We start from the raw sequence: 22,277 nt of genomic DNA, 5'->3' as shown, positions 1-22,277 counted from the left end.
CGGGACGCGTCGCCGGCACCGTGCGGGCACCGAGCGGGCTCCGAGTGGCGACGCCGTGCCGCGGTGCCTACCGTCGACCCAATGACCGACCCCCGTCCACCCGGCGCCGGCACCAGCGACGGCTCGGGCACGGCGTCACCCGATGTCACCGACAGCTGCGACGGGCTGCGACTGGAGACCACCCGGCCCGCGGACGGGACGGTCGTCGTCGCGGTGACCGGCGAGCTGGACATGCTGACCGCGCCGGAGCTGCGGCACTCGGTGGCCGAGCAGATCTCGGTGTCCTCGCTGGTCGTGCTGGACCTCGACGGGGTCCGTTTCCTCGGCACGTCCGGACTGGCGGCCCTGATCGAGCTGCGCGAGCAGGCCCACCGGGCCGGCGTCGAGCTGCGTCTGGCGTGCACCGAGCGGCGTGTCCTGCGCCCGATCGGCATCGCCGGGCTGCACCATCTGTTCGACATCCACGACGACGTGCAGGCCGCACTGGCCTCCTGACAGGTGACGTGAGTCACACATCGTCGGTCCGATTCCGCCCGATACCGGCGTGCCGGTCGCAGCGCGCAGGTGCGGGGTGGTGTCGTGAACAGGGGTGATGGCGGTCGGTCCGATCGACCGCCCGCCCCCGGGGGCCGCACGCGGCCGATCACCGGCACCGGTCCCGCCACCCCGCAGGTTTGATCTCGGACCCCCTCGGGAACCGGGTTGGGGAGCCAACCCGGTCCGCCCGGGCCCCGAGCGACGAGGTGAGCACGTGAGCGACGTTTCCCGGCTTCCCGGCCCGATGGACGACGTGTGGCAGTGGCAGCGACTGGGCGCGTGCCGCGGCATGGACAGCGCCGTGTTCTTCCACCCCGACGGCGAGCGCAACCCCTCCCGGTCGCGTCGCACCGAGCGCGCGAAGCAGGTCTGCCGGGGTTGTCCCGTGCTGCAGGAGTGCCGCCGCTTCGCGCTGGCCAGCCGTGAGCCGTTCGGCGTGTGGGGCGGGCTGGGCGAGTCCGAGCGTCGCGCCATCATCGAGCGCCGCGACGCCGAGCGCATCGTCGCCGAGCAGGGCCCGGGCCTCGCCGCCGTCGTCTGACGGCATTGCTCGACGGCTCACCGATCCGGCACGGCCCGCCCGGGCATCGGGCGGGCCGTCCTGCTGCCCGGACGTTCTGCCACATCTCCGGGCGTCACACCGCGGAGGGCAGGGCCTCCGGCCCGGTGATGTCCCGGGTGATGTCCTCGGTGATGTCCTCCGCGACGGGGCCCGCGGGTCGGTAGGGCAGCACCGGAAGGCCGTAGACCCGCGCGACGCGGCGCACCGCGCGACGGACCACCTCGATCTCGGGGTCGGACACCGGTCCGGCGGCGGCCGGGGCCACGCACCAGGTGTCGTCGTCGGGGTCGAACCCGACCAGCTCCGAGAGCGCCGCGACGAGGTCCGCCTCGTCGCCGTCCTGCACCGCCCAGCGCAGCCCGAGGCGGTGCACCCGCACCCGCTCGACCGGCAGCATCACCACCGGCGCGGCCTCAGTGAGGTGTTCTCAGTAGCGGGTTGATCATGTCGTGCGGTCGTACTCGGTGTGGAGTAGTACGAGCGCAGCTGCGATGATCGCGCCGGTGCGCCAGGGACATAGCGTGACTCGCCGCAACGCGGCGAAGGTGGTCTTGAGCAGGGCGTTTCCGCGTTCGGCCAGAGCACGAAGGGCTGAGTGCAGGGTGTTGACGGTGCGCTGGTTGACCGTCTGCCCGCGGCCGGGGGCGAGTTTGATGGGCACGGTGAGCCGGTCGGCTTCGCCTTCGTAGCCGAGGTCGCCCAGCGCGGCGTGGGTGTCGTCGGTGAACGCGGCCAGGCCCTCGAGCAGCCCGGGGTGGGTACGGGCGCAGCGGGTGTCGTGCTCGCGGCCCGGCCGCACGTCGCTGGTCCATAGCGGCCATCCATCAGGTGCGGTGAGGACCTGGATGTTCCCGCCGTGGCGGCGGTGCTTGCCCGACCACCACAGGTCGACCCCGGGGGTGAGGCCGAGCGCGCGGCACCGGTCGGTGGCGATCAGGGTGCCGTCGAGATTCACGTGGGTGGGCCCGGCTGTGCGGGCGGCGAGCAGGGCTCCGTGCAGGCCGGGTGCGGCCGCGGCGAGGACGTCGATGCCTTCGTGCAGGTAACGGTAGGCCGTTGCAGTGCTGATCGCGTTGTCACCGGCCGAACATCGGACCCGGGTAGCATCACAGAACCAGCGGATCACCAGCACTGCCTGGGCGAACGGGGTCAACGCCCGCCGCCGGGTGCCACGTCGACGGCGTTGAAGGACCAGGAGCCGCGCCAGATAGGCCACGGTGCGCTCCCCGATCGGGAGGACAGCGGTGTAGGTGACAGGATCAGACATGCAGGACCTCGGTGACGGTGTCGATCTGTGCTGGACCGAACCGATCTACCGGGGTCCTGCCCCGTTCCCGCTCATCTCACCACCCTCGGCGTGTCGCCACGACCTGCCACCCCGCTACTGAGAACACCTCAGTGCCGTCCCCAGTGCCGTCCTGGGTGTCGTCATCGAGGTCGTCCTCGGCCGCCAGCAGCTCCCGCGCCTGCGCCGGTGTCAGCGGACGCCGGACGGGGGCCGGGTCGTCCCGCACCACCAGCAGGTCGGTCTCCCCCGCCGCGCCGGAGAGCGCCGCGAGCGGTCCCCCCGCCCTCTCCGACTCCGCAGCGGTCAGCGCCACGGCGACCAGCCTCCGCGGTCGCGTCGTCCCCTGCCCCACGCTCGCCCCCGTCGATCCCGCACGTCCTCGTCCGTCCAGTACAACGCCCGGGTCCCCCGATCGATCGCCGATTACCCACCCGGACGGACGAGTGGGGTCACCCGTTCCACGAGCGGGAGACGACCCCCTGTCCCGAACCCCCGGACGGCCCCGACCGCAACTCCGCCGTGACCTCGGCCCGCCCACCGGTAGTACGGAGGGGCCGGACGGTCGAACGGCGCCGGCCGGTCAGGGCGGCCGGTCAGGGCGGTACGTCAGGCGGGGCGGTCCAGGCGGATCGCGAGCAGCGCGATGTCGTCGTCGAGCCGGTCCGGCAGGCACACCTCGAGCACCCGCTCGACGACCCGCTCCGGGTCCGCGTCGGACGGCAGCTGCTCCACGGTGCGTTCGATGAGCTCGGTGCGGGCGTCGGCGTCCTCCCCGACGATGTCGGTCAGGCCGTCGGTGTAGAAGACCAGCAGCGACCCCGCCGCACACGGCACGGTGGCCCCGTCGCGGTGCGCCCCGGTGGCCCGCCCGAACTCCGGCACCGCCCCGAGCATCGGCGAGTGGTGCGCGTCGAGCCGGTGCAGCCGGCCCTGCGGATCGCGCAGCAGCGGCGCCGGGTGCCCGGCGTTGGCGTAGGTCAGCTCGCGCGCGCCGTCGGGGCCCGCCGGGCCGAACCGGGCGTAGACCGCGGTCGCCATCGCGGCGATGTCCAGGCCCTGCACCAGCTGGTCGCAGCGGTCGAGCACCGGCCCTGGCGCGTCGCCGCCCCAGGCATAGGAACGCAGCACACCGCGCAGCTGCCCCATCGCGGCCGCCGCCGACAGGTCGTGGCCCACCACGTCGCCCACCGCGGCACCGACAGAGCCGTCCGGCATCGGCAGCACGTCGTACCAGTCCCCGCCGACCTGGTTGCCGTCCGCGCCCACCAGGTAGCGGGCCGCGACCCGCATCCCCGGGACCTGCGGCAACGCCGGGAGCAGGCTGTGCTGCAGGGTCGCCGCCGCGGCCCGCTCCACCTCGTAGAGCCGGGCGTTGTCGACGGCCAGCCCGGCGCGGCCCGCCAGGTCCGAGGCCAGGTGCACGTCGCGCTGGGTCCAGCGACGGCCGTAGGGAAACTGGGTGGACAGCGTCACCAGGCCGAGCACCCGGCCGCGGCCGAGCAGCGGGACGACCATCGCCGAGCGGAGCCGCAGCCGCTCGTAGGCGTCGGCCGCCTCCGGGTCGTCCGGATGGACCTCGCGTCCGTCGTCGGGCAGCTCCTGCACCAGGTAGGGCTTGCCGGTCCGCACCGCGGTCTCGGCCTGCTGCTCGATCCGCACGGCCCCCAGCGGACCGGACCGCGACAGCAGCGCCTCGTCGTCGGCATCGCGGGCCGCGACGGCCATCCGCTCGCGGCTGGCCCCGTTGGGGGTGTCGAGCAGGTCCACCGTGCACAGGTCGGCCAGCTCCGGCACCACGATCCGGGAGAACCGACGGCAGGCGTCGGCCACGTCGAGCGCCGAGGTCATCTGGGTGGTCGCCTCGGCGAGCAGCCGCAGCTGGGCCCGCGCCGCCTCGGCGTCGGCCAGCGCCGCCCGCCGCTCCTGCTCGACGACGACCCGTTCGGTGACGTCGCTCTGCACCCCGACGAAGTTGACCAGCTCGCCGTCGCCGTCGTGCACCGGCGAGACGGACACCTGGTTCCAGAACGCGGTGCCGTCGCGGCGGTAGTTGAGCAGCACCTCGGTGATCGGCCGCTGTTCCCGCAGCGCCTCGCGCAGCCGGCGGACCGCGGACCGGTCGGTGTTGGGCCCCTGCAGGAACCGGCAGTTGCGCCCGACGACCTCGTCGAGCGGATAGCCCGTCAGCCGCTCGAACGACGGGTTCACCCAGGCCAGCGGGTCGTCCTCACGCTGCGGGTCGGAGATCGTGAACGACATCTCGGTGGCCAGCACGGCGCGGTCGCGCAGGAACCCCATCCGGTCCCGGTCCCCGCCCTGGCCGACCTCGGAGTCCGACAGCGGCAGCAGCACGGCCAGCGCCCGGCCGGGCCCGGTGGTCGAGGGCTGGGCGAACGCGCCCTGTCCCTGGGCGCCGGGGTCCGACAGCGCGAACCCGGTCACCCAGACCAGCGTGCTGCTGGCCGTCGCGCCCTCACCCGGGACCGGGACGCCGTCGCGGTCGGGCATCAGGCCCGGTCCGTGCAGTGCCACCGGCTCGCCGGACACCGCGTCGCCCGCGGCGATGCGGGACAGCGGTGACCCCTCGTCGGTGTAGGGCCGGCCGTCCAGATCGGTCAGCCGCACGGACTCGCTCCACTCGCGGACCCCGATCGGCAGCCGCACCGGGCGGTCGCCGGCCAGCTCCAGCGCGGTGGTGTTGGCGTAGACGATCCGGCGGTCCGCGATGTCGATCATCAGGACGGCCACCTGGGTCCCGCCGCGCACGTACGGCATCGCGGGGGTGCTCGGCTGCTCACCGAAGGACTCCACCGAGGTCGCGACCGCCTGGTCGACGGCCCGGTCCACCGCGTCGCCGGGCGGGCCGGCGGGGGTGTCGGAACCGAGATCGGGATACCGCGTCACCCTGGCGAGCCTAAGGGCAGGCGCCGTGCCGGGCGCACCGAGCCCGGCCGGTATCGTCGGTCCCGGTCTCCTGTCGTGGGTGGACCGGACCGGTGCGGGCCAGGAAGGCTCCGCCGCACCCCCGGTGCGTCGTCGCGATGCGAGAAGGCATCTGCCCGTCGAGAGCACGGCGGCGCTCCACCACGCTTCCGCGCCGCCCGGCGCCCGACACGGAGGTGATCACCCTGCCCGGATCCGCGCCGGCGCAACCGTCCCGGGGGGACGGCGACGCCGAGCTGGACCCCGCCGACTCCGCCCACCTCGGGGTCCGCCTGTCCTCACCGCGCAGTGGCCTGACCGTGCTCACCGTGCGTGGCGAGGTCGACACCCTGACCGCGCCGCGTCTCGAGACGGCCCTCGACGAGCTGCTGAACCTCCCGCCCGACGGCGACGGCCGCGACCTCGCCGTCGACCTGGAGGGCGTCACGTTCCTCGCCTCCAGCGGCCTGGGCGTGCTCATCCACACCGCCCGTCGGGCCGCCCGGGACGGACGGCGGCTGTTCGTCGTCGCCACCAACCGGGCCGTGCTCCGGCCGCTCGAGGTCACCGGCTCCGCCCAGCTGTTCACCGTCCTGCCCGATCAGGAAGGCATTCCCGGCGCCTGAGCGGGCACCCGGTCTGCACATCCCCGCCGGAGGCGACATGATCCGGCCCGACACCCCCCCGTCGTACGAAAGGACTCGTCAGCGTGGCCCAGGAGGACGTGGCAGGCACGGCGCACCCCGCCGGCACCGACAACACCGTCGAGATCCGGGTCGCCGCGCGGCCCGCGTTGATCCCCACGGTCCGCGCGGTGGCCTCCGACCTCGCCGCGCGCGCGGACTTCGACCTGGACGCGGTCTCCGATCTGCGGATGGCCGTCGACGAGGCGTGTGCGACGCTCGTCGCGATGGCCACTCCCGGCACGCCGCTGCGGTGCACCTTCGCCGTGTCCGACGAGCGCATCGAGGTCACCGCCCGGGTCGAGACCGGCAGCGGCGCGCAGCTGCCCACCGACAGCTTCGGCTGGCGGGTCCTGCAGACCCTGGCCGACCACGTCGCCGTCGAGACCGGTGAGGAGGACGGCGGCCGCCCCGCCCTCACCATCCGGCTGCACAAGCTCGCAGGTCACGGACTGTGACGTGACGGTGGACCCCCAGTACGCCCACCTCACCCCGCTGCTCGAGCAGTACGCGGGCCTCGACGACGGTGATCCCCGCCGGGAGCGGCTGCGCGAGCAGCTCGTCACCGGCTACCTGCCCGTCGCCCAGCACATCGCCCGCCGGTTCAACCACCGCGGCGAGCCCCTCGACGACCTCGTGCAGGTCGCGACGGTCGGGCTGATCAACGCCATCGACCGGTTCGACCCGGAGAAGGGCGGCGAGTTCTTCTCCTTCGCCGTGCCCACGATCTCCGGTGAGGTGCGCCGGCACTTCCGGGACCAGAGCTGGTCGATGCGGGTACCGCGACGGCTCAAGGACATGCACGTGTCGATCAACGGCGCGGTGTCCGAGCTGTCCCAGACCCTCGGTCGCGCGCCCCGGCCCTCGGAGCTCGCGGAGTACCTCGACCTGCCCGTCGGCGAGGTGCTGGAGGGCCTGGAGGCCGCCGAGGCCTACCGCAGCTCTTCGCTCGACGAGATGCTGTCGTCGGAGGACGGCAGTGCGACCGTGGGCGAGCTGGTCGGCGACGCCGACGCCGAGCTCGACCGGGTCGACTACCGCGAGTCGCTGCGCCCGCTGCTCGCCGAGCTCGCGCCACGGGAGCGGACGATCGTGATGCTCCGGTTCTTCGGCAACCGCACACAGACCCAGATCGCCCAGGAGGTCGGCATCTCCCAGATGCACGTCTCCCGGCTGCTCGCACAGACCCTGTCGCGGCTGCGCAACCGGCTCGACCCGGACGACCGCACCTTCTGACGGCCGGGCCGCGCGGCCGCGTCGCACGCCGTCCGCGAAGATCGGGACGGGACCGGCGCACCGTCCGGCCCCGGAGCGGGGAGGTAGGAGATGAGCGTGCCGGAACACGTGCTGGTGGTCGGCGCAGGGCTGGCCGGGCTGCGGACGGTGGAGAACCTGCGCCGGGACGGCTACGAGGGCCGGATCAGCCTGGTGGGGGCCGAGGAGCACCTCCCCTACGACCGCCCCCCGCTGTCGAAGCAGTTCCTCGCCGGGGCGTGGGAACGCACCAAGATCGACCTGTGCACCGCCGAGGACCTCGCCGAGCTCGGCGCGCGCACCCATCTCGGCCGCTCCGCGGTCGCCCTGCGGCCCGGTGAGGGCCCGGCCGACGGCTCCGAGGTCGAGCTCGACGACGGCACCGTGCTGCACGCCGACGCCGTCGTCCTCGCCGTGGGGGTCACCTCCCGGTTGCTCGACGGCCAGCCGGACTCCGCGCACCTGCTGCGCGCCGTCGACGAGGCCGAACGGCTGCGCGACGCGCTCGCCTCGGCGTCGTCGCTGCTCGTGGTCGGTGCCGGGTTCATCGGGGCCGAGGTGGCGAGCACCGCCCGGGACCGGGGTGTCGCTGTCACCGTCGTCGAGACCGGCACGGTGCCGATGGCGCGGCTGCTGGGCGAGCAGGCCGGTGCGGTGGTGGCCCGGCTGATGGTCGACGCCGGGGTCGACCTGCGCACCGGGGTGGCGGTGTCGGAGCTGACGTCCTCGGGTGCCACCCTCTCCGACGGGTCGACGGTGACGGCCGACGAGATCGTCGTCGGCGTCGGAGGGATGCTCGACCTGGGCTGGCTGGAGGCCACCGGCGTCGACGTCTCCGCCGGGATCCCGTGCGACCACCGGGGCCGGGTCGACGGGCTGCCCGGGGTGTGGGCGGCGGGCGACGCCGCCGCCTGGACCGACCCGGACACCGGCGAGCGCACCCGGCTGGAGCACTGGACCTCGGCGAGCGACCAGGCCGCCGCGGTCGCCGCGGACATCACCGGCACCGACCTGCCGCCCGCCGCGGTGCCGTTCTTCTGGTCCGACCAGTTCGGCATGAAGATCCAGCTCGTGGGGTGGCCGGACCGCGCGGACTCGCTGCTGCCGTTGCACGGCGAGGGTCTCGGCGACGGCCCGGTGAAGGGCACGGTGCTCGGCTACCTGCGCGGCGACGACCTCGTCGCCGTCGCCGGGTTCGGCGCGGCCCGGCTCGTCGCCCGCTACCGCCGTCCACTGGCCGAGGGCGCCGACCGCGCCGCGGTGCTGGAGCTGCGCGACTCGCTGTCCTGACACACCGACGCCCGGCCGGTTCGTGCACCGGCCGGGCGTGACGTGCAGGCGGTCTAGCGGAAGATCGAGCGGACGATCGCCAGTCCGACCAGCGCGCCGACCGCGATGAGCGAGTACTTGACCTTCGGGTCGGCGAGCCGCTCGGCGAGCTGCGCCTTGCCGCCCTCGATGAGGTTCTTCGGGTTCGCCCGGTCCGCCAGGGCGTCCAGACTCTCGGCCAGCGCGTCCCGGGTCTTCTCGATCTCGCGCTGGATGTTCTCGGGGTCGCGGGCCACCACGTCCACCTCCGGTTCGGCCGGTACGCGTCCGCGTCCGGGACTCCTGCTGCTCGCGCCCGACGCTGCCCCGACAGCTCTGTCCGGGCACCGCGAGCGGCGTGGGACACACCGTAGCCACCGACGGGGGCGGACCGCGCGCCCGGCCACCGGCGCGCCGCCGATCGGGTGCGCCCGACGGTCGTCGGTGTCGCATCCGTCCACAACCGGCCGGTACGTCCACAGGCACCACACTCGTGGCGGCGCCGCGGCCGGCGGGTGGCACGCTGATCGACATGAGCACACGGCTGCAGGCGGGCGACCCCGCCCCCGACTTCACCCTCGACGACGCCGACGGCACGCCCGTCTCCCTGGCCGACTACCGCGGCCGCAAGGTCGTCGTCTACTTCTACCCGGCGGCGAGCACCCCGGGCTGCACGAAGGAGGCCTGCGACTTCCGCGACAACCTCGCCGAGCTGAACGAGGCGGGCATCGACGTGCTGGGCATCTCCCCGGACAAGCCCGCCAAGCTCGCGACCTTCCGCGACAACGAGAAGCTGACCTTCCCGCTGCTGTCCGACCCCGACCGCGAGGTCCTCACCGCCTGGGGCGCCTTCGGGGAGAAGAAGCTCTACGGCAAGACCGTCACCGGCGTGATCCGGTCGACCTTCCTGGTCGGCGAGGACGGCACGATCGTCGACGCGCAGTACAACGTGAAGGCGACCGGGCACGTGGCGAAGCTCCGCCGGGACTGGAAGGTCTGATGCCGGCCCGGCCGGCGGGCGCGGGGTGAGCGGGCGTGCCCCGCGCCCGCCGGTGGACCGACGAGGAGCTGGTCGCCGCGGTGGCGGCGTCGCAGCGGCTGAGCGAGGTGTGCCACCGCCTCGGGATCCGGCCCGGCCGGTACGACCAGCTACGGGCGCACATCGCCCGGACCGGCGTGGACGCGAGCCACATCCCGGGGGCGCTCGACCCCGGGCACCGCAACCACCGCCGGCGCTACACCGACGAGGCGCTGCGGGCGGCCGTCGAGGCGGAGGTCAGCGTGTACGCCGTGCTCCGGCGGCTCGGGTACGAGCCCAGCGGCGGGATGTTCCGGGCGGTGGTCGCGCACATCCGGGCGCTCGAGCTCGACACGACGCACTTCACGGGCCGTTCCTGGGCCCGGGGCCGGACCTTCCCGGGGCGGCGGGCCCGTCCGCTGGCGGACATCCTGGTCCGCGGCTCGAGCTACCGCAGCAGCGCGACCCTGCGCCGGCGGCTCGTCGCGGAGGGGCTGAAGGCCGCCCGGTGCGAGGAGTGTGGCCTGACCGAGTGGCGGGGACGGCCCGTCCCACTCCAGCTCGACCACGTCAACGGCGACCACACCGACAACCGGCTCGAGAACCTTCGTATCCTGTGCGCGAACTGCCACGCCCTCACCGACACCTGGTGCGGCCGAAAGAACTAGCCGGCGTACTCCAACTGGCAGAGAGACACGGTTTAGGTCCGTGCAAGTGCGGGTTCGAATCCCGCCGCCGGCACGCGTCGCGTCGCCCGCCTCACCCGGCGGGCGGCGCGGTCCCGGTCGGCCCGGCACCCCCGGGCGCGACGCCCTCGGGCTCGTCGGGCAGCGGCCGGCGGGCGGCGAGCAGCACCCCGCCGAGCCCGAGCACCGCGCAGATCCCCGACACCAGTAGCAGCGCGGGCGGCACGTGCCCGGTCACCGCGTCGCCGAGGGCCACGACGGCGATGGTGCTCGGCGCCGACCCGATCACGGTGCCGACCAGGTAGGGCCAGAACCGCACCTGGGACAGACCGGACAGGTAGTTGAGCACCGCGAACGGCACCATCGGGATCAGCCGCAGCGACGTCACCGCCAGCACGCCGTGGTGGTCGAGCCTGCGGCGCACCCACACCGCGCGCGGGTGGCGCGCGTAGCGGGCGACGAGCCCCCCGCCGGTGGCACGGACGAGCGCGAACGCCACGACCGCGGACAGTGCGGTCGCGAACAGGGTCAGCGCGGCCCCGCCGACGGCACCGAACAGCACCCCGGCGGACACGGTGAACACCGTCCGGGGGAAGGGCGGGACGTTGAGCGCGACCTGGAGCAGGACGAACACGACCGGGCCCCAGAGCCCTGCCGACTCGACGGCCCGGCGCAGCTCACCGAACCGGGGGAACGCGGACAGGCCCAGCGACCGGGCCACGAGTACGACGAGTACGGCCGCGAGCACCAGCCCGAGGCAGCCCAGCAGAAACCGCCACCACCGCACGGACGTCACGGTACCGAGCCCCGCGCCGGTGCCGTCGGCCGCGTCGCCGCACCGGCCGGTCCCCGCCGCCGGTCGTCGGGCGACCTCGGCCGGCGTGCCGTGGGGATGGGCCGTGAGAGGCTGCCGACCATGAGCGACTCGGGTATCGATCCCGCCGAACTGGACGCCGACGGGCTGGCCGTGCGCCGCGAGGTCCTCGGCCAGGACTACGTCGACGCGGCGCTGGGCCGCGTCGACGACACGACCGCGGACTTCCAGAAGCTGATCACCCGCTACGCGTGGAACGAGATCTGGACCCGTCCCGGGCTGGAGCGCCGGATGCGCTCGGCGGTGACGCTGACCGCACTGGTCGCGCACGGGCACTGGGAGGAGTTCGAGCTGCACGTACGGGCGGCCCGGCGCAACGGCCTGACCACCGACGAGATCGTCGAGATCATCCTGCAGACCGCGATCTACTGCGGGGTCCCGGCGGCGAACTCGGCGTTCCGGATCGCGCAGCGCGTCCTGGCCGAGCCCGCCCCCGAGTAGACCTCAGTCGCGGGCGAGCAGCGCCTGCAGGTGCGGGACGAGTGCGCGCAGCGCGGTCCCGCGGTGGGAGGCGGCGTCCTTCTCCTCGGCGCTGAGCTCGGCCGAGGAGCGGGTGTCGCCCTCCGGGGCGAAGATCGGGTCGTAGCCGAACCCGTTCTCCCCGCGCGGGGCGCGCAGCAGGGTGCCGCGCCACGTCCCGTGCACCACGGTGCGCCCGGGCACGGACTCCTCCGCGTCGGGGCCGCCGGTGGCATCGGGGCCGTCGGCGTTGTCGGTGTCGTCGGTGTCGTCGGTGTCACGGAGCCCGGCCACCGCCTCGGGCGTGACGAGCGCGGCGGCGCACACGAACGCGGCGCCGCGGCGCTCGTCGGGGACGTCGGCGGTCTGTCCGAGCAGCAGCGCCAGGTTGGCCGCGTCGTCGCCGTGCCGGCCGGACCAGCGGGCGGAGAAGATGCCCGGCATGCCGTTGAGGGCGTCGACGGTGATGCCCGAGTCGTCGGCGATCGCGGGCAGCCCGGTCGCGGCGGCGGCGTCGCGGGCCTTGGCGAGCGCGTTCGCGGCGAAGGTCGCGCCGGTCTCGGGGGCCTCGGGGAACTCGGGGACGTCGGCGAGCCCGACGATCTCCACCCCGGAGAGCCCCGCGGCCTCGGTGATCCGGCGCAGCTCGACGAGCTTCTTGGCGTTGCGGGTGGCGAGCAGGATCCTCACGCGTCGCCCTCCCCCGCGGTGCCCGGGGCGGCGGGGGCGGTCTGCGCGACGATCTTCGGGTGCGGCGCGGCGAGCACCTCGACCTGGAGGCGGGACAGCTCGGCGATCCCGGCGAGCGCGGAGTCGAGCATCGCGTCGAGGGTCGAGCGGGAGAACGTGGCGCCCTCGCCGGTCCCCTGGACCTCGATCAGCGTCCCGGTCTCGGTGGCGACGACGTTCGTGTCGACCTCGGCCCGCGAGTCCTCCTCGTAGGGCAGGTCGAGCCGGACGCGGCCGTCGACGACGCCGACCGACACCGCGGCGACCTGGCAGGAGATCGGCTTGGGGTCGGACAGCTTGCCCTGCTCCCCGAGCCAGGTGACGGCGTCGCACAGGGCCACGTAGGCGCCGGTGATCGCCGCGGTGCGGGTGCCGCCGTCGGCCTGCAGGACGTCGCAGTCGATCGCGATCGTGTTCTCGCCGAGCGCGCGCAGGTCGATGCAGGCACGCAGGGACCGGCCGATCAGCCGGGAGATCTCGTGGGTGCGGCCGCCGATCCGGCCCTTCACCGACTCTCGCGACGAGCGGGTGTCGGTGGCCGAGGGCAGCATCGCGTACTCGGCGGTGACCCAGCCGAGGCCGGATCCCTTGCGCCAGCGCGGTACCCCGTCGGTGACGCTGGCGGCGCACAGCACCTTCGTGTCACCGAACTCCACCAGCACCGATCCCGCGGGGTGCTTCTGGAAGCCCCGGGTGATGGTCACCGGCCGCATCTCGTCGTCGGCCCGGCCGTCGGCCCTGCCCTCGGTTCGTGTCACCCGACCATCGTAGGAAGCCGGTTCAGACCTCGAACACCGCGTCGGGCCGGGCGAGCTCGACGGTTCCGCCGAAGGCCGCCTTGGCCTCGGCGCCGAGGGACTCGCGGTCGAACCAAGCCGGGACGTGGGTGACGACCAGGCGTCGGGCGCCGGCTGCCGCGGCGTGCTCGCCCGCCTCCCGTCCGGACAGGTGCACCCCGGGCGGTCCGGCCTCGGCGTGCGGCCAGCTGGCCTCGCAGAGCAGCAGGTCGGCGTCGCGGGCGGCCTCGACGAGTCCGGGGCAGGCGGCGGTGTCCCCGGAGTAGGTCAGCACCCGGCCGCGGCGCTCGAGGCGCAGCGCCCAGGCGGGGCAGACGTGCACGACCTCGTACGCGGTGACGGTGACGACGTCGTCGCCGGCGCCGACGGTGAACGGCTCCCCCGCCACGAGGTCGTGGAAGGAGAAGACGTCGGTGAGGTCGGTGCGGGCGTAGTCGGCCTCGGTGACGGCGTCGGCACGGGCGAAGCGGGCGTGCGCACCGGCCGGGGCGTGCACGGGCAGCTTCCGCGCGGTCGCGTCGAACGGGGGCCGGGGATGGTAGCGACGGTGCACCGCCAGCGACGGGAAGTCCGCGCAGTGGTCGGGATGCAGGTGGCTGAACACCGCGGCGTCGAGGGAGAACGGGTCGGCGTGCCGCTGCAGTGCGCCGAGGGTGCCGTTGCCGAGGTCGAGGGTGAGGCGGGTCGACCCGGCCTCGACGAGGTAGCCCGATGCCGGGGACTCGGGTCCGGGGCCGCTGCCGGAGCACCCGAGAACGATCAGCCGCATGCGCGACCCTAACCCGTTCGTGAGGTGCGCCGCAGCCACCAGAGTCCGACGAACGGCAGGACGAGCGGGACGAAGCCGTAGCCGGCGCCGAAGTGCGACCAGACCGTCTCGCGGGGGAAGTCGGCGGGGACGAAGGTGGTGAACGCGCCGACCCCGAGCACGCCGACGAGCTCGAACACCACGGCGGACCAGGCGAGACGGCGGAAGCCGGGCCCGGTGCCCGCCAGCCCGACGGTGGCCAGGATGTAGACGAACCCGGCGAGCGCGGACAGCGAGTACGCCAGCGGTGCCTCGCCGAAGCGTTCGGCGATCTGCACGCCGGCCCGCGCCGAGGCCGAGAGCGCGAAGATGCCGTAGACGGCGATGAGGATGCGACCGGGGCCGGTGGCGGTGGCGCGGGGCCCGGGGGCGTGCGGCTCAGGCACCGGGCACCCCCGGGATCCACAGGCCCTGCAGGCGCAGCACGGCGACGAGCGTCCCGATCGCGCCGACGGCGATCACGGCCCCACCCCAGCGGCTCGGCTCGGCGGTGGCGAACTGCAGCGCGATCACCGGGACGCAGACCGCGACGGCGAGGTAGATGAGGAAGGTCGACTGTTCGGGCAGGGTGACCCCGCCGAGCAGGACCCGGTATGCCGCGATCGCGGCCTGCACGACGATGAGCGCCACACAGACGCCGACGGCGACGGCGTGCACCCGGCTCGGGGGCCGGTTCAGCGCCGTCGTGACCAGCCCGAACAGCGCGGTGGCCGAGAGCGCCACAGTGATCACCAGGACGAGCGTTCCGATCACGGCGGGAACGCTACCCCCGCGCCCCTCCGACACGGCGCCGGACCCACCGTCGTGGCCGGTGGGCATCCACACCCCCGGCCGTCAGGCGGACGGGAGCGCGGCACCCGCGCGGCCCACGACCGACCCGATCTCCGGGCCCAGGAACCGGCGGCCCAGGCGGGCGAAGGGCTCCGGGTCACCGGTGGAGAGGAAGCGGTGCGGTGCGGGCGGGGCGGTGTCGTCGCGCAGCAGGTCGTGCGCGTGCAGGGTCCGGACCAGGGTGCGGGCGGTCTCGTCGGCCGAGGACACGAGCGTCACGTCCGGGCCGAGGACGATCTCCAGCACCCCGGACAGCAGCGGGTAGTGGGTGCAGCCCAGGACGACGGTGTCGACCCCGGCGCGCTGGAGCGGCTCCAGGTAGCCCTGGGCGACGCCGAGGACCTGGCGGCCGCTGGTGGTGCCGCGCTCGACGAAGTCGACGAACCGGGGGCAGGCGACCGAGGTGATCTCGGTGTCGGGGGCGGCGTCGAAGGCGTCGGCGTAGGCGCCCGAGGCGATCGTCGCGGCGGTGCCGATGACACCGATCCGGCCGTTGCGGGTGGTGGCGACGGCGCGACGCACGGCCGGGCGGACGACCTCGACCACCGGCACCGGGTAGCGCTCGCGGAAGTCGGCCAGGCACGCCGCCGAGGCCGAGTTGCAGGCGATGACCAGCGCCTTGACCCCGGAGTCGACCAGCTCGTCGCCGAGGCCGAGTGCGAGGCGCCGGATGTCGGCGAGCCGGCGCGGCCCGTACGGGCTGTGCGCGGTGTCGCCGACGTAGACGATCTGCTCGGCGGGCAGCAGGTCGATGACCGAGCGGGCGACGGTCAGACCGCCGACCCCGGAGTCGAAGATGCCGATCGGGGCGTCGAGCCCGGGTGCGTCGCTCACACCCTAGGAGGGTAGGCGGTCGGCCCGGGACACCCAGTAGGCGGCGAGCACGCCGCCGACCGCGCCGAACAGGTGGCCCTGCCAGGACACCGACGGGTCCGAGGGCAGCACACCCCAGAGGATGGAGCCGTAGAACAGGAACAGCACGACGGCGAGCAGGATCTGCCTGCCGTTGCGGGCGTAGAAGCCGCGGACGAGCAGGAACAGGAACCAGCCGAACACGATCCCGGACGCCCCGATCACGGCCGCGGGCGAGGTCAGCCACACCCCCAGCCCGCTGACCAGCCAGATCGTCGCGGTGACCGCGAACCACTGCACGATGCCGCCGGACATCGCGAGGAACCCGAAGATCAGGAACGGCAGGCTGTTGGCGGCGAGATGCGCCCAGTCGTCGTGCAGCAGAGGTGCGGTGAGGATCCCGACGAGGCCCTCGGTGCTGCGCGGGTAGATCGCGGCGGCGAACTGGACCATGCCGCCCGACGCCTGGTCGACGGCCTCGAAGACGTACAGCGCGGCGGTGAACACCAGCATGATCACCGCCGCGCGCACCGGCGCGGGCGGCAGCACACGGGCGGGGCGGCCGTCCGGGGGTGCGGTCATGCCGTCCACGGTACCGGCGCGCCCGCCCGCTATGCCCGTTGTGACCGGTTCAGGCCCAGAGGTGCCCGTCGATGCCCTGCGCGGCGGTGCCCAGGTCACCGGAGTAGGCGCCGGTGGACAGGTACTTCCATCCGCCGTCACAGACGATCATCACGACGTCGGCGCGCTGACCGGCGTCGAGCGCCTTGTTCGCGACGCCGAGGGCGGCGTGCAGGATCGCGCCGGAGGAGATCCCGGCGAAGATGCCCTCCTGCTCCACCAGCTGGCGGGTGCGGCGCAGCGCGTCGTAGGAACCGACCGAGAAGCGACCGGTCAGCACGGTCTCGTCGTAGAGCTCCGGGACGAAGCCCTCCGACAGGTTCCGCAGGCCGTAGACGAGCTCGCCGTAGCGGGGCTCGGCCGCGACGACCTGCACGTCGGGCTTCTGCTCACGCAGGTAGCGCCCGGCGCCGACGAGGGTGCCGGTAGTGCCGAGCCCGGCGACGAAGTGGGTGATCGACGGCAGGTCGCGCAGGATCTCCGGGCCGGTGCCGCGGTAGTGCGCGTCGGTGTTGGCCGGGTTGCCGTACTGGTAGAGCATCACCCAGTCCGGGTGCTCGGACGCCAGCTGCTTGGCGAGGGCGACGGCCTGGTTCGACCCGCCGGCCGCCGGCGAGGAGATGATCTGCGCGCCGTACATCGCCAGCAGCTGGCGACGCTCCTCGGAGGTGTTCTCCGGCATCACGCAGATGATCTCGTAGCCCTTGAGCTTCGCGGCCATCGCCAGCGAGATGCCGGTGTTGCCCGAGGTGGGCTCCAGGATCGTGCAGCCGGGCGTGAGCAGCCCCTGCTTCTCGGCGTCCTCGATCATGGCCAGCGCGGGCCGGTCCTTGATCGAGCCGGTGGGGTTGCGGTCCTCCAGCTTCGCCCACAGCCGCACGTCCTCCGACGGCGACAGGGACGGCAGCCCGACGAGCGGGGTGTCGCCGACGGCGTGCAGCAGCGAGTCGTAACGCACGGGATCTCCTCACGCGCCGGTGCCGGGCGGGCGGGCCGCCCGGCACCGATCTCCGGTGGGGCTCAGCGACCGCCGGCCACGGCCGGGAGGATCGTGAACGTCGAGGACTCCTTGACCGGGGCCTCCAGGCCGCCGGCGAAACGGATGTCCTCGTCGTCGACGTAGATGTTGACGAAGCGGTGCAGCTTGCCGTCGGTGATCAGACGGTCCTTGATGCCGCTGTGCCGCGACTCCAGGTCGTCGATGACCGCGGAGACGGTGTCGCCCTTCGCCTCGACGGTCTTCTCGCCGCCGGTGTGGGTGCGAAGGATGGTGGGGACGGACACGGAGACGGCCATGTCGGTGATCACTCCTGGTGGGGTCGCTCTGGCGTGGACTTCTGCACGCGGCAACGCGGCCGGAGTACGGCGACATTCCCGCGCGACCTCCGGCGCGGGTGCGCGAGAGGGTCGATCAGGCCCGGTCGGGGACGTCGTCGGAGCCGGTGTGGGAGAACATGTAGGACTCCACGACCGCCAGCTCGTCCTCCACGACCTCGCCGTCGGCGAGGTGGTAGGAGCGCACCTCGGGCTCGGCGTCGGCGGTGGCGAGGCCCACGATCAGCCAGTGCTGGTCGGGGGTCCACTCCATCTGGGCGACGTCCTTGGGCGACGGGTAGGCCTCGGGCAAGCCGGTGTGCGCCACCGGGCGCCGCGGCAGCCGCGTGTGGGAGTGGACGACGAGCATGCGGCGCTCACCGGACGCGTCCAGCTCGCGCTCCAGGCGGATGTCCTCGGCCGGGGAGAAGGCGAAGTCGCTCGCCACCTCGTCGGCGTTGGTCATCGGCACGTAGCGCTCGGGGTGCTCACCGGTCTCGGGACCGACGAGCTGCCCACACGACTCGACCGGGAAGTCCCGGCGGGCGTGCGCGACGATCGCATCGAGGAGGTCGGACCGGAGGACGAGCACGACGTGAGGATACGCGGCCCCGGCGGCGGGACCGAACACCCGCCGGGCCCGCACCCGGCGTTCACGCACTCAACACCACGGTCTGTGATCCCGGCCACGGCCCGGCGGTCGGCGGTGCCTCCATACTGCCCTGCGTGTCCTCCCCCGGTCGCCGTGTCGGAATCGTCCTCGCCGCCCTGCTCGCCGTCGTCCTGGCGGTGGGGGTCACCGTCGAGGCGGTGACGCTCTCCGGCCGTTCCGCCCCGGGTGCCCCCGGCCCCGGCACGGTGCGGCTCATCGCGCTCAACGACCTGCACGGCAACCTGGAACCGCCCTCGGGATCCTCGGGCCGGGTGACCGACGACGCCGGCGCGCAGGTCGAGGCCGGGGGTGCCGCGTTCCTCGCCGCGCACGTCGCGGCGCTGCGGGCACAGGCTCCGGCGAGCGTGGTGCTGTCCACCGGCGACAACGTCGGCGCGTCCCCGCTGGCGTCGGCGCTGTTCCACGACGAGCCGACCGTCGAGGTGCTGGAGCGGATGGGTGTCGCCGCGTCCGTCGCGGGCAACCACGAGTTCGACGAGGGCATCGCCGAGCTGCGCCGGTTGCAGCACGGCGGCTGCCACCCGACCGACGGCTGCCGCTTCACCCCGTCCTACGACGGCGCGTCCTTCCCGATCCTGTCCGCCAACGTGACCGACGGCTCCAGGCGGCCGGCGCTCGCCGCGTCGACGGTGGTGGAGGCGGGCGGGACCCGGATCGGTGTCATCGGCGCCACCCTGTCCGAGCTGCCCGACCTGGTCTCCCCCGACGGCATCCGCGGCCTGGCCGTCGGCGACGAGGTCGCCGCGGTCGACGCGGCGTCGCGCGGGCTGACCGCGCAGGGGGTGCGGGCGCAGGTGCTGCTGCTGCACCAGGGCGACGAGACGACCGGTGACGGCGGCCCGGACGCCTGTGCGATCGAGCCCGGCGGGCCGGCGTCGCGGATCGCGGCCGCGGTGTCCGCCGACGTCGACGCGGTGTTCTCCGCGCACACCCACCAGCAGTACCTGTGCTCGGCGACCGACCCGGCCGGGAACCCCCGGCCGTTCGTGCAGGGCCTGTCGTTCGGCAGGCTGCTGTCGGTGGTCGACCTGGCCCTGACCGGCGACGGCGACGTGGACCGCGGCGCGACGACGGCCCGCAACGAGGTCGTCACCCGCGACGTCACACCCGACCCGGGCGTGGCCGAGGTCGTCGACCGTGCGGTCGCGCAGTCGCGGCCGCTGGCCGAGCGTCCGGTCGGGACGGTGGCCAGGCCGCTGCTGCGCACGGCCGGGCCGACCGGGCTGTCCCCCCTCGGCACGGTGATCGCCGACGCCCAGCTCGCCGCCTCCCGCGGCGACGGCGCGCAGATCGCGCTGACCAACCCCGGCGGGGTGCGCGCGGACCTGGTGCCCGACGCGGGCGGCCGGGTCGCCTACGGGCAGGCCTACACCGTGCAGCCGTTCGGCAACATCCTGCAGACGATGACGCTCACCGGTGCCCAGCTGCGGGCGGTGCTCGACCAGCAGTTCACCGTCGAGGACGGCCCGACGGTGCTGCAGAGCTCGTCGAACCTGCGCTACACGGTGACGGGGAACCAGGTGGGCGACATCGCGATCGGCGGTGTCCCGGTCACCGACGGCGGCCGCTACCGGGTCGCGACGAACAACTTCCTGTCCGCGGGCGGCGACGGCTTCGACACCTTCACCGCCGGGACCGAGCTCATCGGCGGGCCGGTGGACCTCGACGCGTTCGTCGCGTACCTGGGCGCGAACCCGGGATTGACCCCGCCGTCCACCGACCGGATCGTGCGGCGGTGACGGGGCCCGGCCCGTCGGGTCAGAGCCCCCGGACGCGAACCCGGACCAGGGAGTCCTGCACGTAGGTCAGCCAGTGGTAGACGCCCAGGTGCTGGGCCCTCGGGTCGTCGTCGGGCAGCTGCTCGGGCATGTCCTCGCTGACGTCGAGGGCGGTGCCGAGCGCGAGCCGCACGTCGTTGAGGGCGGCCAGCCAGGCGTCGACCTGGGCCTCGGTGAGCTCCAGCCGTCCGCCCGCTTCGGGCAGGGTGTCCAGCACGGTCGCCGCGGCGGCGTCCTTGGCCTCGATCAGCGACGGCTCGTGCAGCGAGCGCATCCCGCCGGCGAGGTCGGAGTCCTCGGTGGTGAAGTCCGGCAGCAGCCGGGCCAGCACCCGGTCGGTCGGCCGCGACGTCGGGCCGGTGCGGATGCCGGTGAGCTCGGCGAGCTCGTCGGTGGACGCGAGCTCGGCGCGACCGGCGAGCATCTGGCGGATCTCGGTGAACAGCCCCCGCAGGACGACGGCCTCCTCGCCGGAGAACCCGGACGTGTAGCGGACGCGGTCACCGCGGCCGCTGCGCTTCCAGCCGTTCACCCTCAGGCCCGCTGCATGGTGGCCCACAGGCCGGCCGCGTGGAGCTGGGCGACGTGCCCCTCCACGGTGTCCTTGTCACCGGCCGACACGGCGGCGCGTCCCTTGTGGTGCACGTCGAGCATCAACGCGGTGGCCTTCGCCTCGGGGTAGTGGAACACCTTCTGCAGCACGTAGGTCACGTACGACATGAGGTTGACCGGGTCGTTCCAGACGATGGCCTGCCACGGCGTGTCGGGGCCGGCGGACTCGTCCAGGTCGGGCGTGACCTGCTCGGTGGGCGCCGGGGACGGCGCTGGTGACGGCGCGGACATGCGCCCCATGGTGGCACAGCCGGGACGACGGTCCCGGCCCGACCGCACAGCCCCCGACACCGGCCACGACACCGGCCCCGGCCCGACCGCTCCGGCACCGACCAGCGCGGCCCCGACCGCGGCGGCGGGCGCGGCCGTAGGCTCCCGACCATGACCGGCACGGCCCTGCTGACCGACCGCTACGAGCTGACGATGGTGGCGGCGGCCCTCGCCGACGGCACCGCCGAACGGCACTGCGTCTTCGAGCTGTTCGCGCGCCGCCTCCCCGACGGGCGCCGCTACGGCGTCGTCGCCGGGACGGGGCGGCTGCTGGAGGCGCTGTCGCGCTTCCGCTTCTCCGACGCCGACCTGGAGTTCCTCACCCCGGTCGTCGACTCCGCGACCCTGGACCGGCTCCGCGACTACCGCTTCTCCGGCGACGTCGACGGCTACCCGGAGGGCGAGCTGTACTTCCCCGGCTCCCCCGTCCTCACCGTGACCGGCACCTTCGCCGACGCGGTGATCCTCGAGACCCTCGCGCTGTCGATCTACAACCACGACAGCGCGATCGCCTCGGCCGCGGCGCGGATGGTGACCGCGGCGGCCGGGCGGCCGCTGATCGAGATGGGCTCGCGGCGCACCCACGAGGAGGCCGCCGTGGCCTCCGCCCGGGCCGCCTACCTGGCGGGCTTCGCGACGACGTCGAACCTCGCCGCCGGCGCCCGGCACGGCATCCCGACCGCGGGCACGGCCGCGCACGCCTGGGTCCTGCTGCACGACGACGAGCCGTCCGCCTTCGCCAGCCAGGTCGCCGCCCTGGGCACCGACACCACGCTGCTCGTCGACACCTACGACATCCGCCGCGGCATCTCACACGCCGTCGCGGCCGCCGGCCCCGGGCTGGGTGCGGTCCGCATCGACTCCGGGGACCTCGGCGTACTGGCCCGCCAGGCCCGCGACCAGCTCGACGCGCTCGGTGCCACCGGGACCCGGATCGTGCTGTCCGGCGATCTCGACGAGTACGCGATCGCCTCGCTGCGCGCCGAGCCGGTCGACTCCTACGGCGTGGGGACCTCCCTGGTCACCGGGTCGGGCTCACCGACGGCCGGGATGGTCTACAAGCTCGTCGAGGTCGACGGGCGCCCGGTGTCCAAGCGGTCGAGCGCGAAGGAGTCCCGCGGCGGGCGCAAGGCGGCGCTGCGGCGGTTCAAGCCGACCGGCACCGCGGTCGAGGAGGTCGTGTACCCCTACGGCACCGATCCGGCCCCCGGCCCGCACGACCGGGTGCTGCCGGAGCCGCTGGTACGGGGCGGCGAGGTCGTCGCCGACGACTCCGTCACCGGTCTGGAGTCCGCCCGGGAGCGGCTGCGGACGGCACTGATCGCCGTACCGTGGGAGGGGCTGAAACTGTCCCGCGGCGAGCCCGCGATCCCGACCACCTTCCTCACCGGGAGCTGAGCC

The 22,277-nt window shown here is 74.1% G+C and carries 29 protein-coding genes and 1 tRNA gene; 12 read left to right on the top strand and 18 right to left on the bottom strand.

Translation table 11 applies throughout. The features are described from left to right. Nucleotides 1-81: 81 nt before the first annotated feature. On the top strand, nt 82-495 hold the full coding sequence (locus Ae505Ps2_RS13465) for an STAS domain-containing protein (RefSeq protein WP_075307913.1): 414 nt from the start codon (nt 82-84) through the stop codon (nt 493-495). 256 nt (nt 496-751) lie between these two features. Then, complete coding sequence (locus Ae505Ps2_RS13460; protein WP_060710891.1) at nt 752-1,078, top strand: WhiB family transcriptional regulator; 327 nt, start codon at nt 752-754, stop codon at nt 1,076-1,078. A 94-nt stretch (nt 1,079-1,172) separates the two neighbouring features. Here Ae505Ps2_RS13460 and Ae505Ps2_RS13455 read toward each other — a convergent pair whose 3' ends face one another. The 4 genes from Ae505Ps2_RS13455 to Ae505Ps2_RS13440 form a co-directional block, all read right to left on the bottom strand. Continuing rightward, entirely contained in the window at nt 1,173-1,502 is a 330-nt protein-coding gene (locus Ae505Ps2_RS13455; protein WP_075553669.1) for a hypothetical protein, read from the bottom strand. Between the two features lie 39 nt (nt 1,503-1,541). Further along, nucleotides 1,542-2,366, bottom strand: coding sequence for a transposase family protein (locus Ae505Ps2_RS13450; protein ID WP_075553651.1), 825 nt, complete (start codon nt 2,364-2,366; stop codon nt 1,542-1,544). 76 nt (nt 2,367-2,442) lie between these two features. Further along, entirely contained in the window at nt 2,443-2,700 is a 258-nt protein-coding gene (locus tag Ae505Ps2_RS13445; RefSeq protein ID WP_139320174.1) for a hypothetical protein, read from the bottom strand. Between the two features lie 293 nt (nt 2,701-2,993). After that, nucleotides 2,994-5,291, bottom strand: a complete 2,298-nt coding sequence (locus tag Ae505Ps2_RS13440; RefSeq protein WP_139320173.1) for a GAF domain-containing SpoIIE family protein phosphatase — start codon at nt 5,289-5,291, stop codon at nt 2,994-2,996. 215 nt (nt 5,292-5,506) lie between these two features. Between Ae505Ps2_RS13440 and Ae505Ps2_RS13430 the strand changes: the two genes are divergently transcribed. The 4 genes from Ae505Ps2_RS13430 to Ae505Ps2_RS13415 all read left to right on the top strand — a co-directional run bounded on the left by Ae505Ps2_RS13430 (nt 5,507) and on the right by Ae505Ps2_RS13415 (nt 8,536). Beyond that, nucleotides 5,507-5,935 carry an STAS domain-containing protein gene (locus Ae505Ps2_RS13430; protein WP_158071457.1) on the top strand — a complete coding sequence of 143 codons (429 nt, stop codon included), beginning with the start codon at nt 5,507-5,509 and terminating at the stop codon, nt 5,933-5,935. An 83-nt stretch (nt 5,936-6,018) separates the two neighbouring features. Next, nucleotides 6,019-6,450, top strand: coding sequence for an ATP-binding protein (locus Ae505Ps2_RS13425; RefSeq protein WP_020624055.1), 432 nt, complete (start codon nt 6,019-6,021; stop codon nt 6,448-6,450). Nucleotide 6,451: 1 nt separating this feature from the next. Next, complete coding sequence (locus tag Ae505Ps2_RS13420; RefSeq protein ID WP_020624056.1) at nt 6,452-7,228, top strand: SigB/SigF/SigG family RNA polymerase sigma factor; 777 nt, start codon at nt 6,452-6,454, stop codon at nt 7,226-7,228. 90 nt (nt 7,229-7,318) lie between these two features. After that, entirely contained in the window at nt 7,319-8,536 is a 1,218-nt protein-coding gene (locus Ae505Ps2_RS13415) for an FAD-dependent oxidoreductase (RefSeq protein WP_020624057.1), read from the top strand. A 53-nt stretch (nt 8,537-8,589) separates the two neighbouring features. Here Ae505Ps2_RS13415 and Ae505Ps2_RS13410 read toward each other — a convergent pair whose 3' ends face one another. Then, the gene (locus Ae505Ps2_RS13410) at nt 8,590-8,811 is read right to left on the bottom strand and encodes a DUF3618 domain-containing protein (RefSeq protein WP_043278533.1); all 222 of its coding nucleotides are present in this window, start codon (nt 8,809-8,811) and stop codon (nt 8,590-8,592) included. A gap of 275 nt (nt 8,812-9,086) precedes the next feature. Here Ae505Ps2_RS13410 and bcp point away from each other — a divergent pair, with 275 nt between their 5' ends. The 3 genes from bcp to Ae505Ps2_RS13395 all read left to right on the top strand — a co-directional run bounded on the left by bcp (nt 9,087) and on the right by Ae505Ps2_RS13395 (nt 10,313). Continuing rightward, nucleotides 9,087-9,554 (top strand): thioredoxin-dependent thiol peroxidase, encoded by a 468-nt coding sequence (bcp, locus tag Ae505Ps2_RS13405; RefSeq protein ID WP_060714385.1) that lies wholly within the window; start codon nt 9,087-9,089, stop codon nt 9,552-9,554. A 35-nt stretch (nt 9,555-9,589) separates the two neighbouring features. Then, a complete protein-coding gene (locus tag Ae505Ps2_RS13400; RefSeq protein WP_075307917.1) occupies nt 9,590-10,240 on the top strand; it encodes an HNH endonuclease in 651 nt (216 codons plus the stop codon). Then, nucleotides 10,240-10,313, top strand: a tRNA-Leu gene (locus Ae505Ps2_RS13395). Before Ae505Ps2_RS13400 ends, Ae505Ps2_RS13395 begins: the two co-directional genes overlap by 1 nt. 18 nt (nt 10,314-10,331) lie before the next feature. Here the strand turns inward: Ae505Ps2_RS13395 and Ae505Ps2_RS13390 are convergent. After that, nucleotides 10,332-11,045, bottom strand: a complete 714-nt coding sequence (locus tag Ae505Ps2_RS13390; RefSeq protein ID WP_075554228.1) for a TVP38/TMEM64 family protein — start codon at nt 11,043-11,045, stop codon at nt 10,332-10,334. A gap of 129 nt (nt 11,046-11,174) precedes the next feature. On the opposite strand from Ae505Ps2_RS13390, the gene Ae505Ps2_RS13385 reads away from it, so the two are divergent. Further along, complete coding sequence (locus tag Ae505Ps2_RS13385) at nt 11,175-11,573, top strand: carboxymuconolactone decarboxylase family protein (RefSeq protein ID WP_020624061.1); 399 nt, start codon at nt 11,175-11,177, stop codon at nt 11,571-11,573. Nucleotides 11,574-11,576: 3 nt separating this feature from the next. Here the strand turns inward: Ae505Ps2_RS13385 and Ae505Ps2_RS13380 are convergent, their stop codons facing one another. The 10 genes from Ae505Ps2_RS13380 to Ae505Ps2_RS13335 form a co-directional block, all read right to left on the bottom strand. Further along, nucleotides 11,577-12,281: a non-canonical purine NTP pyrophosphatase gene (locus tag Ae505Ps2_RS13380; protein ID WP_075307919.1), complete on the bottom strand. Its 705-nt coding sequence runs from the start codon at nt 12,279-12,281 to the stop codon at nt 11,577-11,579. Beyond that, the gene (gene rph, locus Ae505Ps2_RS13375) at nt 12,278-13,078 is read right to left on the bottom strand and encodes a ribonuclease PH (RefSeq protein WP_255407888.1); all 801 of its coding nucleotides are present in this window, start codon (nt 13,076-13,078) and stop codon (nt 12,278-12,280) included. The genes Ae505Ps2_RS13380 and rph overlap by 4 nt, the downstream gene beginning before the upstream one ends. A gap of 22 nt (nt 13,079-13,100) precedes the next feature. Next, the gene (locus Ae505Ps2_RS13370; protein WP_075553667.1) at nt 13,101-13,886 is read right to left on the bottom strand and encodes an MBL fold metallo-hydrolase; all 786 of its coding nucleotides are present in this window, start codon (nt 13,884-13,886) and stop codon (nt 13,101-13,103) included. A gap of 8 nt (nt 13,887-13,894) precedes the next feature. Then, on the bottom strand, nt 13,895-14,311 hold the full coding sequence (locus Ae505Ps2_RS13365) for a hypothetical protein (RefSeq protein ID WP_020624065.1): 417 nt from the start codon (nt 14,309-14,311) through the stop codon (nt 13,895-13,897). Beyond that, on the bottom strand, nt 14,304-14,678 hold the full coding sequence (locus Ae505Ps2_RS13360) for a hypothetical protein (protein WP_043278538.1): 375 nt from the start codon (nt 14,676-14,678) through the stop codon (nt 14,304-14,306). The genes Ae505Ps2_RS13365 and Ae505Ps2_RS13360 overlap by 8 nt, the downstream gene beginning before the upstream one ends. Nucleotides 14,679-14,759: 81 nt before the next feature. After that, nucleotides 14,760-15,590, bottom strand: a complete 831-nt coding sequence (murI, locus tag Ae505Ps2_RS13355) for a glutamate racemase (RefSeq protein WP_075553666.1) — start codon at nt 15,588-15,590, stop codon at nt 14,760-14,762. A 3-nt stretch (nt 15,591-15,593) separates the two neighbouring features. Next, entirely contained in the window at nt 15,594-16,190 is a 597-nt protein-coding gene (locus Ae505Ps2_RS13350) for a rhomboid family intramembrane serine protease (RefSeq protein WP_075312260.1), read from the bottom strand. A 49-nt stretch (nt 16,191-16,239) separates the two neighbouring features. Then, nucleotides 16,240-17,187, bottom strand: a complete 948-nt coding sequence (locus Ae505Ps2_RS13345) for a cysteine synthase (RefSeq protein ID WP_020624070.1) — start codon at nt 17,185-17,187, stop codon at nt 16,240-16,242. 62 nt (nt 17,188-17,249) lie between these two features. Beyond that, entirely contained in the window at nt 17,250-17,525 is a 276-nt protein-coding gene (locus tag Ae505Ps2_RS13340) for a MoaD/ThiS family protein (protein ID WP_043278539.1), read from the bottom strand. Between the two features lie 115 nt (nt 17,526-17,640). Further along, nucleotides 17,641-18,135 (bottom strand): M67 family metallopeptidase, encoded by a 495-nt coding sequence (locus Ae505Ps2_RS13335; protein WP_075312262.1) that lies wholly within the window; start codon nt 18,133-18,135, stop codon nt 17,641-17,643. 134 nt (nt 18,136-18,269) lie between these two features. On the opposite strand from Ae505Ps2_RS13335, the gene Ae505Ps2_RS13330 reads away from it, so the two are divergent. Next, nucleotides 18,270-19,955 (top strand): bifunctional UDP-sugar hydrolase/5'-nucleotidase, encoded by a 1,686-nt coding sequence (locus Ae505Ps2_RS13330; protein WP_233147438.1) that lies wholly within the window; start codon nt 18,270-18,272, stop codon nt 19,953-19,955. A gap of 19 nt (nt 19,956-19,974) precedes the next feature. On the opposite strand, the gene Ae505Ps2_RS13325 is transcribed toward Ae505Ps2_RS13330, so the two are convergent. Together Ae505Ps2_RS13325 and clpS are read right to left on the bottom strand one after the other, a co-directional pair. After that, nucleotides 19,975-20,526 (bottom strand): DUF2017 domain-containing protein, encoded by a 552-nt coding sequence (locus tag Ae505Ps2_RS13325; protein WP_075307921.1) that lies wholly within the window; start codon nt 20,524-20,526, stop codon nt 19,975-19,977. Between the two features lie 2 nt (nt 20,527-20,528). Continuing rightward, a complete protein-coding gene (gene clpS, locus Ae505Ps2_RS13320) occupies nt 20,529-20,837 on the bottom strand; it encodes an ATP-dependent Clp protease adapter ClpS (protein ID WP_060710877.1) in 309 nt (102 codons plus the stop codon). A 150-nt stretch (nt 20,838-20,987) separates the two neighbouring features. Between clpS and Ae505Ps2_RS13315 the strand changes: the two genes are divergently transcribed. Continuing rightward, the gene (locus tag Ae505Ps2_RS13315) at nt 20,988-22,274 is read left to right on the top strand and encodes a nicotinate phosphoribosyltransferase (protein WP_075333062.1); all 1,287 of its coding nucleotides are present in this window, start codon (nt 20,988-20,990) and stop codon (nt 22,272-22,274) included. The last annotated feature ends 3 nt before the right edge of the window (nt 22,275-22,277 follow it).

This window comes from Pseudonocardia sp. Ae505_Ps2 (assembly GCF_001932425.1).
Classification (GTDB): Bacteria; Actinomycetota; Actinomycetes; order Mycobacteriales; family Pseudonocardiaceae; genus Pseudonocardia.
Note: the sequence above shows the minus strand (reverse complement) of the source record. Positions and strands in the feature narration are given on the sequence as shown.

Bases quoted from the DNA above. Each gene is read 5' to 3' on its own strand.
- Ae505Ps2_RS13465 (WP_075307913.1), top strand. From the start codon at position 82: ATGACCGACCCCCGTCCACCCGGCGCCGGCACCAGCGACGGCTCGGGC.
- Ae505Ps2_RS13450 (WP_075553651.1), bottom strand. From the start codon at position 2,366: ATGTCTGATCCTGTCACCTACACCGCTGTCCTCCCGATCGGGGAGCGC.
- Ae505Ps2_RS13415 (WP_020624057.1), top strand. From the start codon at position 7,319: ATGAGCGTGCCGGAACACGTGCTGGTGGTCGGCGCAGGGCTGGCCGGG.
- bcp (WP_060714385.1), top strand. From the start codon at position 9,087: ATGAGCACACGGCTGCAGGCGGGCGACCCCGCCCCCGACTTCACCCTC.
- Ae505Ps2_RS13385 (WP_020624061.1), top strand. From the start codon at position 11,175: ATGAGCGACTCGGGTATCGATCCCGCCGAACTGGACGCCGACGGGCTG.
- Ae505Ps2_RS13370 (WP_075553667.1), bottom strand. From the start codon at position 13,886: ATGCGGCTGATCGTTCTCGGGTGCTCCGGCAGCGGCCCCGGACCCGAG.
- Ae505Ps2_RS13350 (WP_075312260.1), bottom strand. From the start codon at position 16,190: ATGACCGCACCCCCGGACGGCCGCCCCGCCCGTGTGCTGCCGCCCGCG.
- Ae505Ps2_RS13340 (WP_043278539.1), bottom strand. From the start codon at position 17,525: ATGGCCGTCTCCGTGTCCGTCCCCACCATCCTTCGCACCCACACCGGC.
- clpS (WP_060710877.1), bottom strand. From the start codon at position 20,837: ATGTCCGCGCCGTCACCAGCGCCGTCCCCGGCGCCCACCGAGCAGGTC.
- Ae505Ps2_RS13315 (WP_075333062.1), top strand. From the start codon at position 20,988: ATGACCGGCACGGCCCTGCTGACCGACCGCTACGAGCTGACGATGGTG.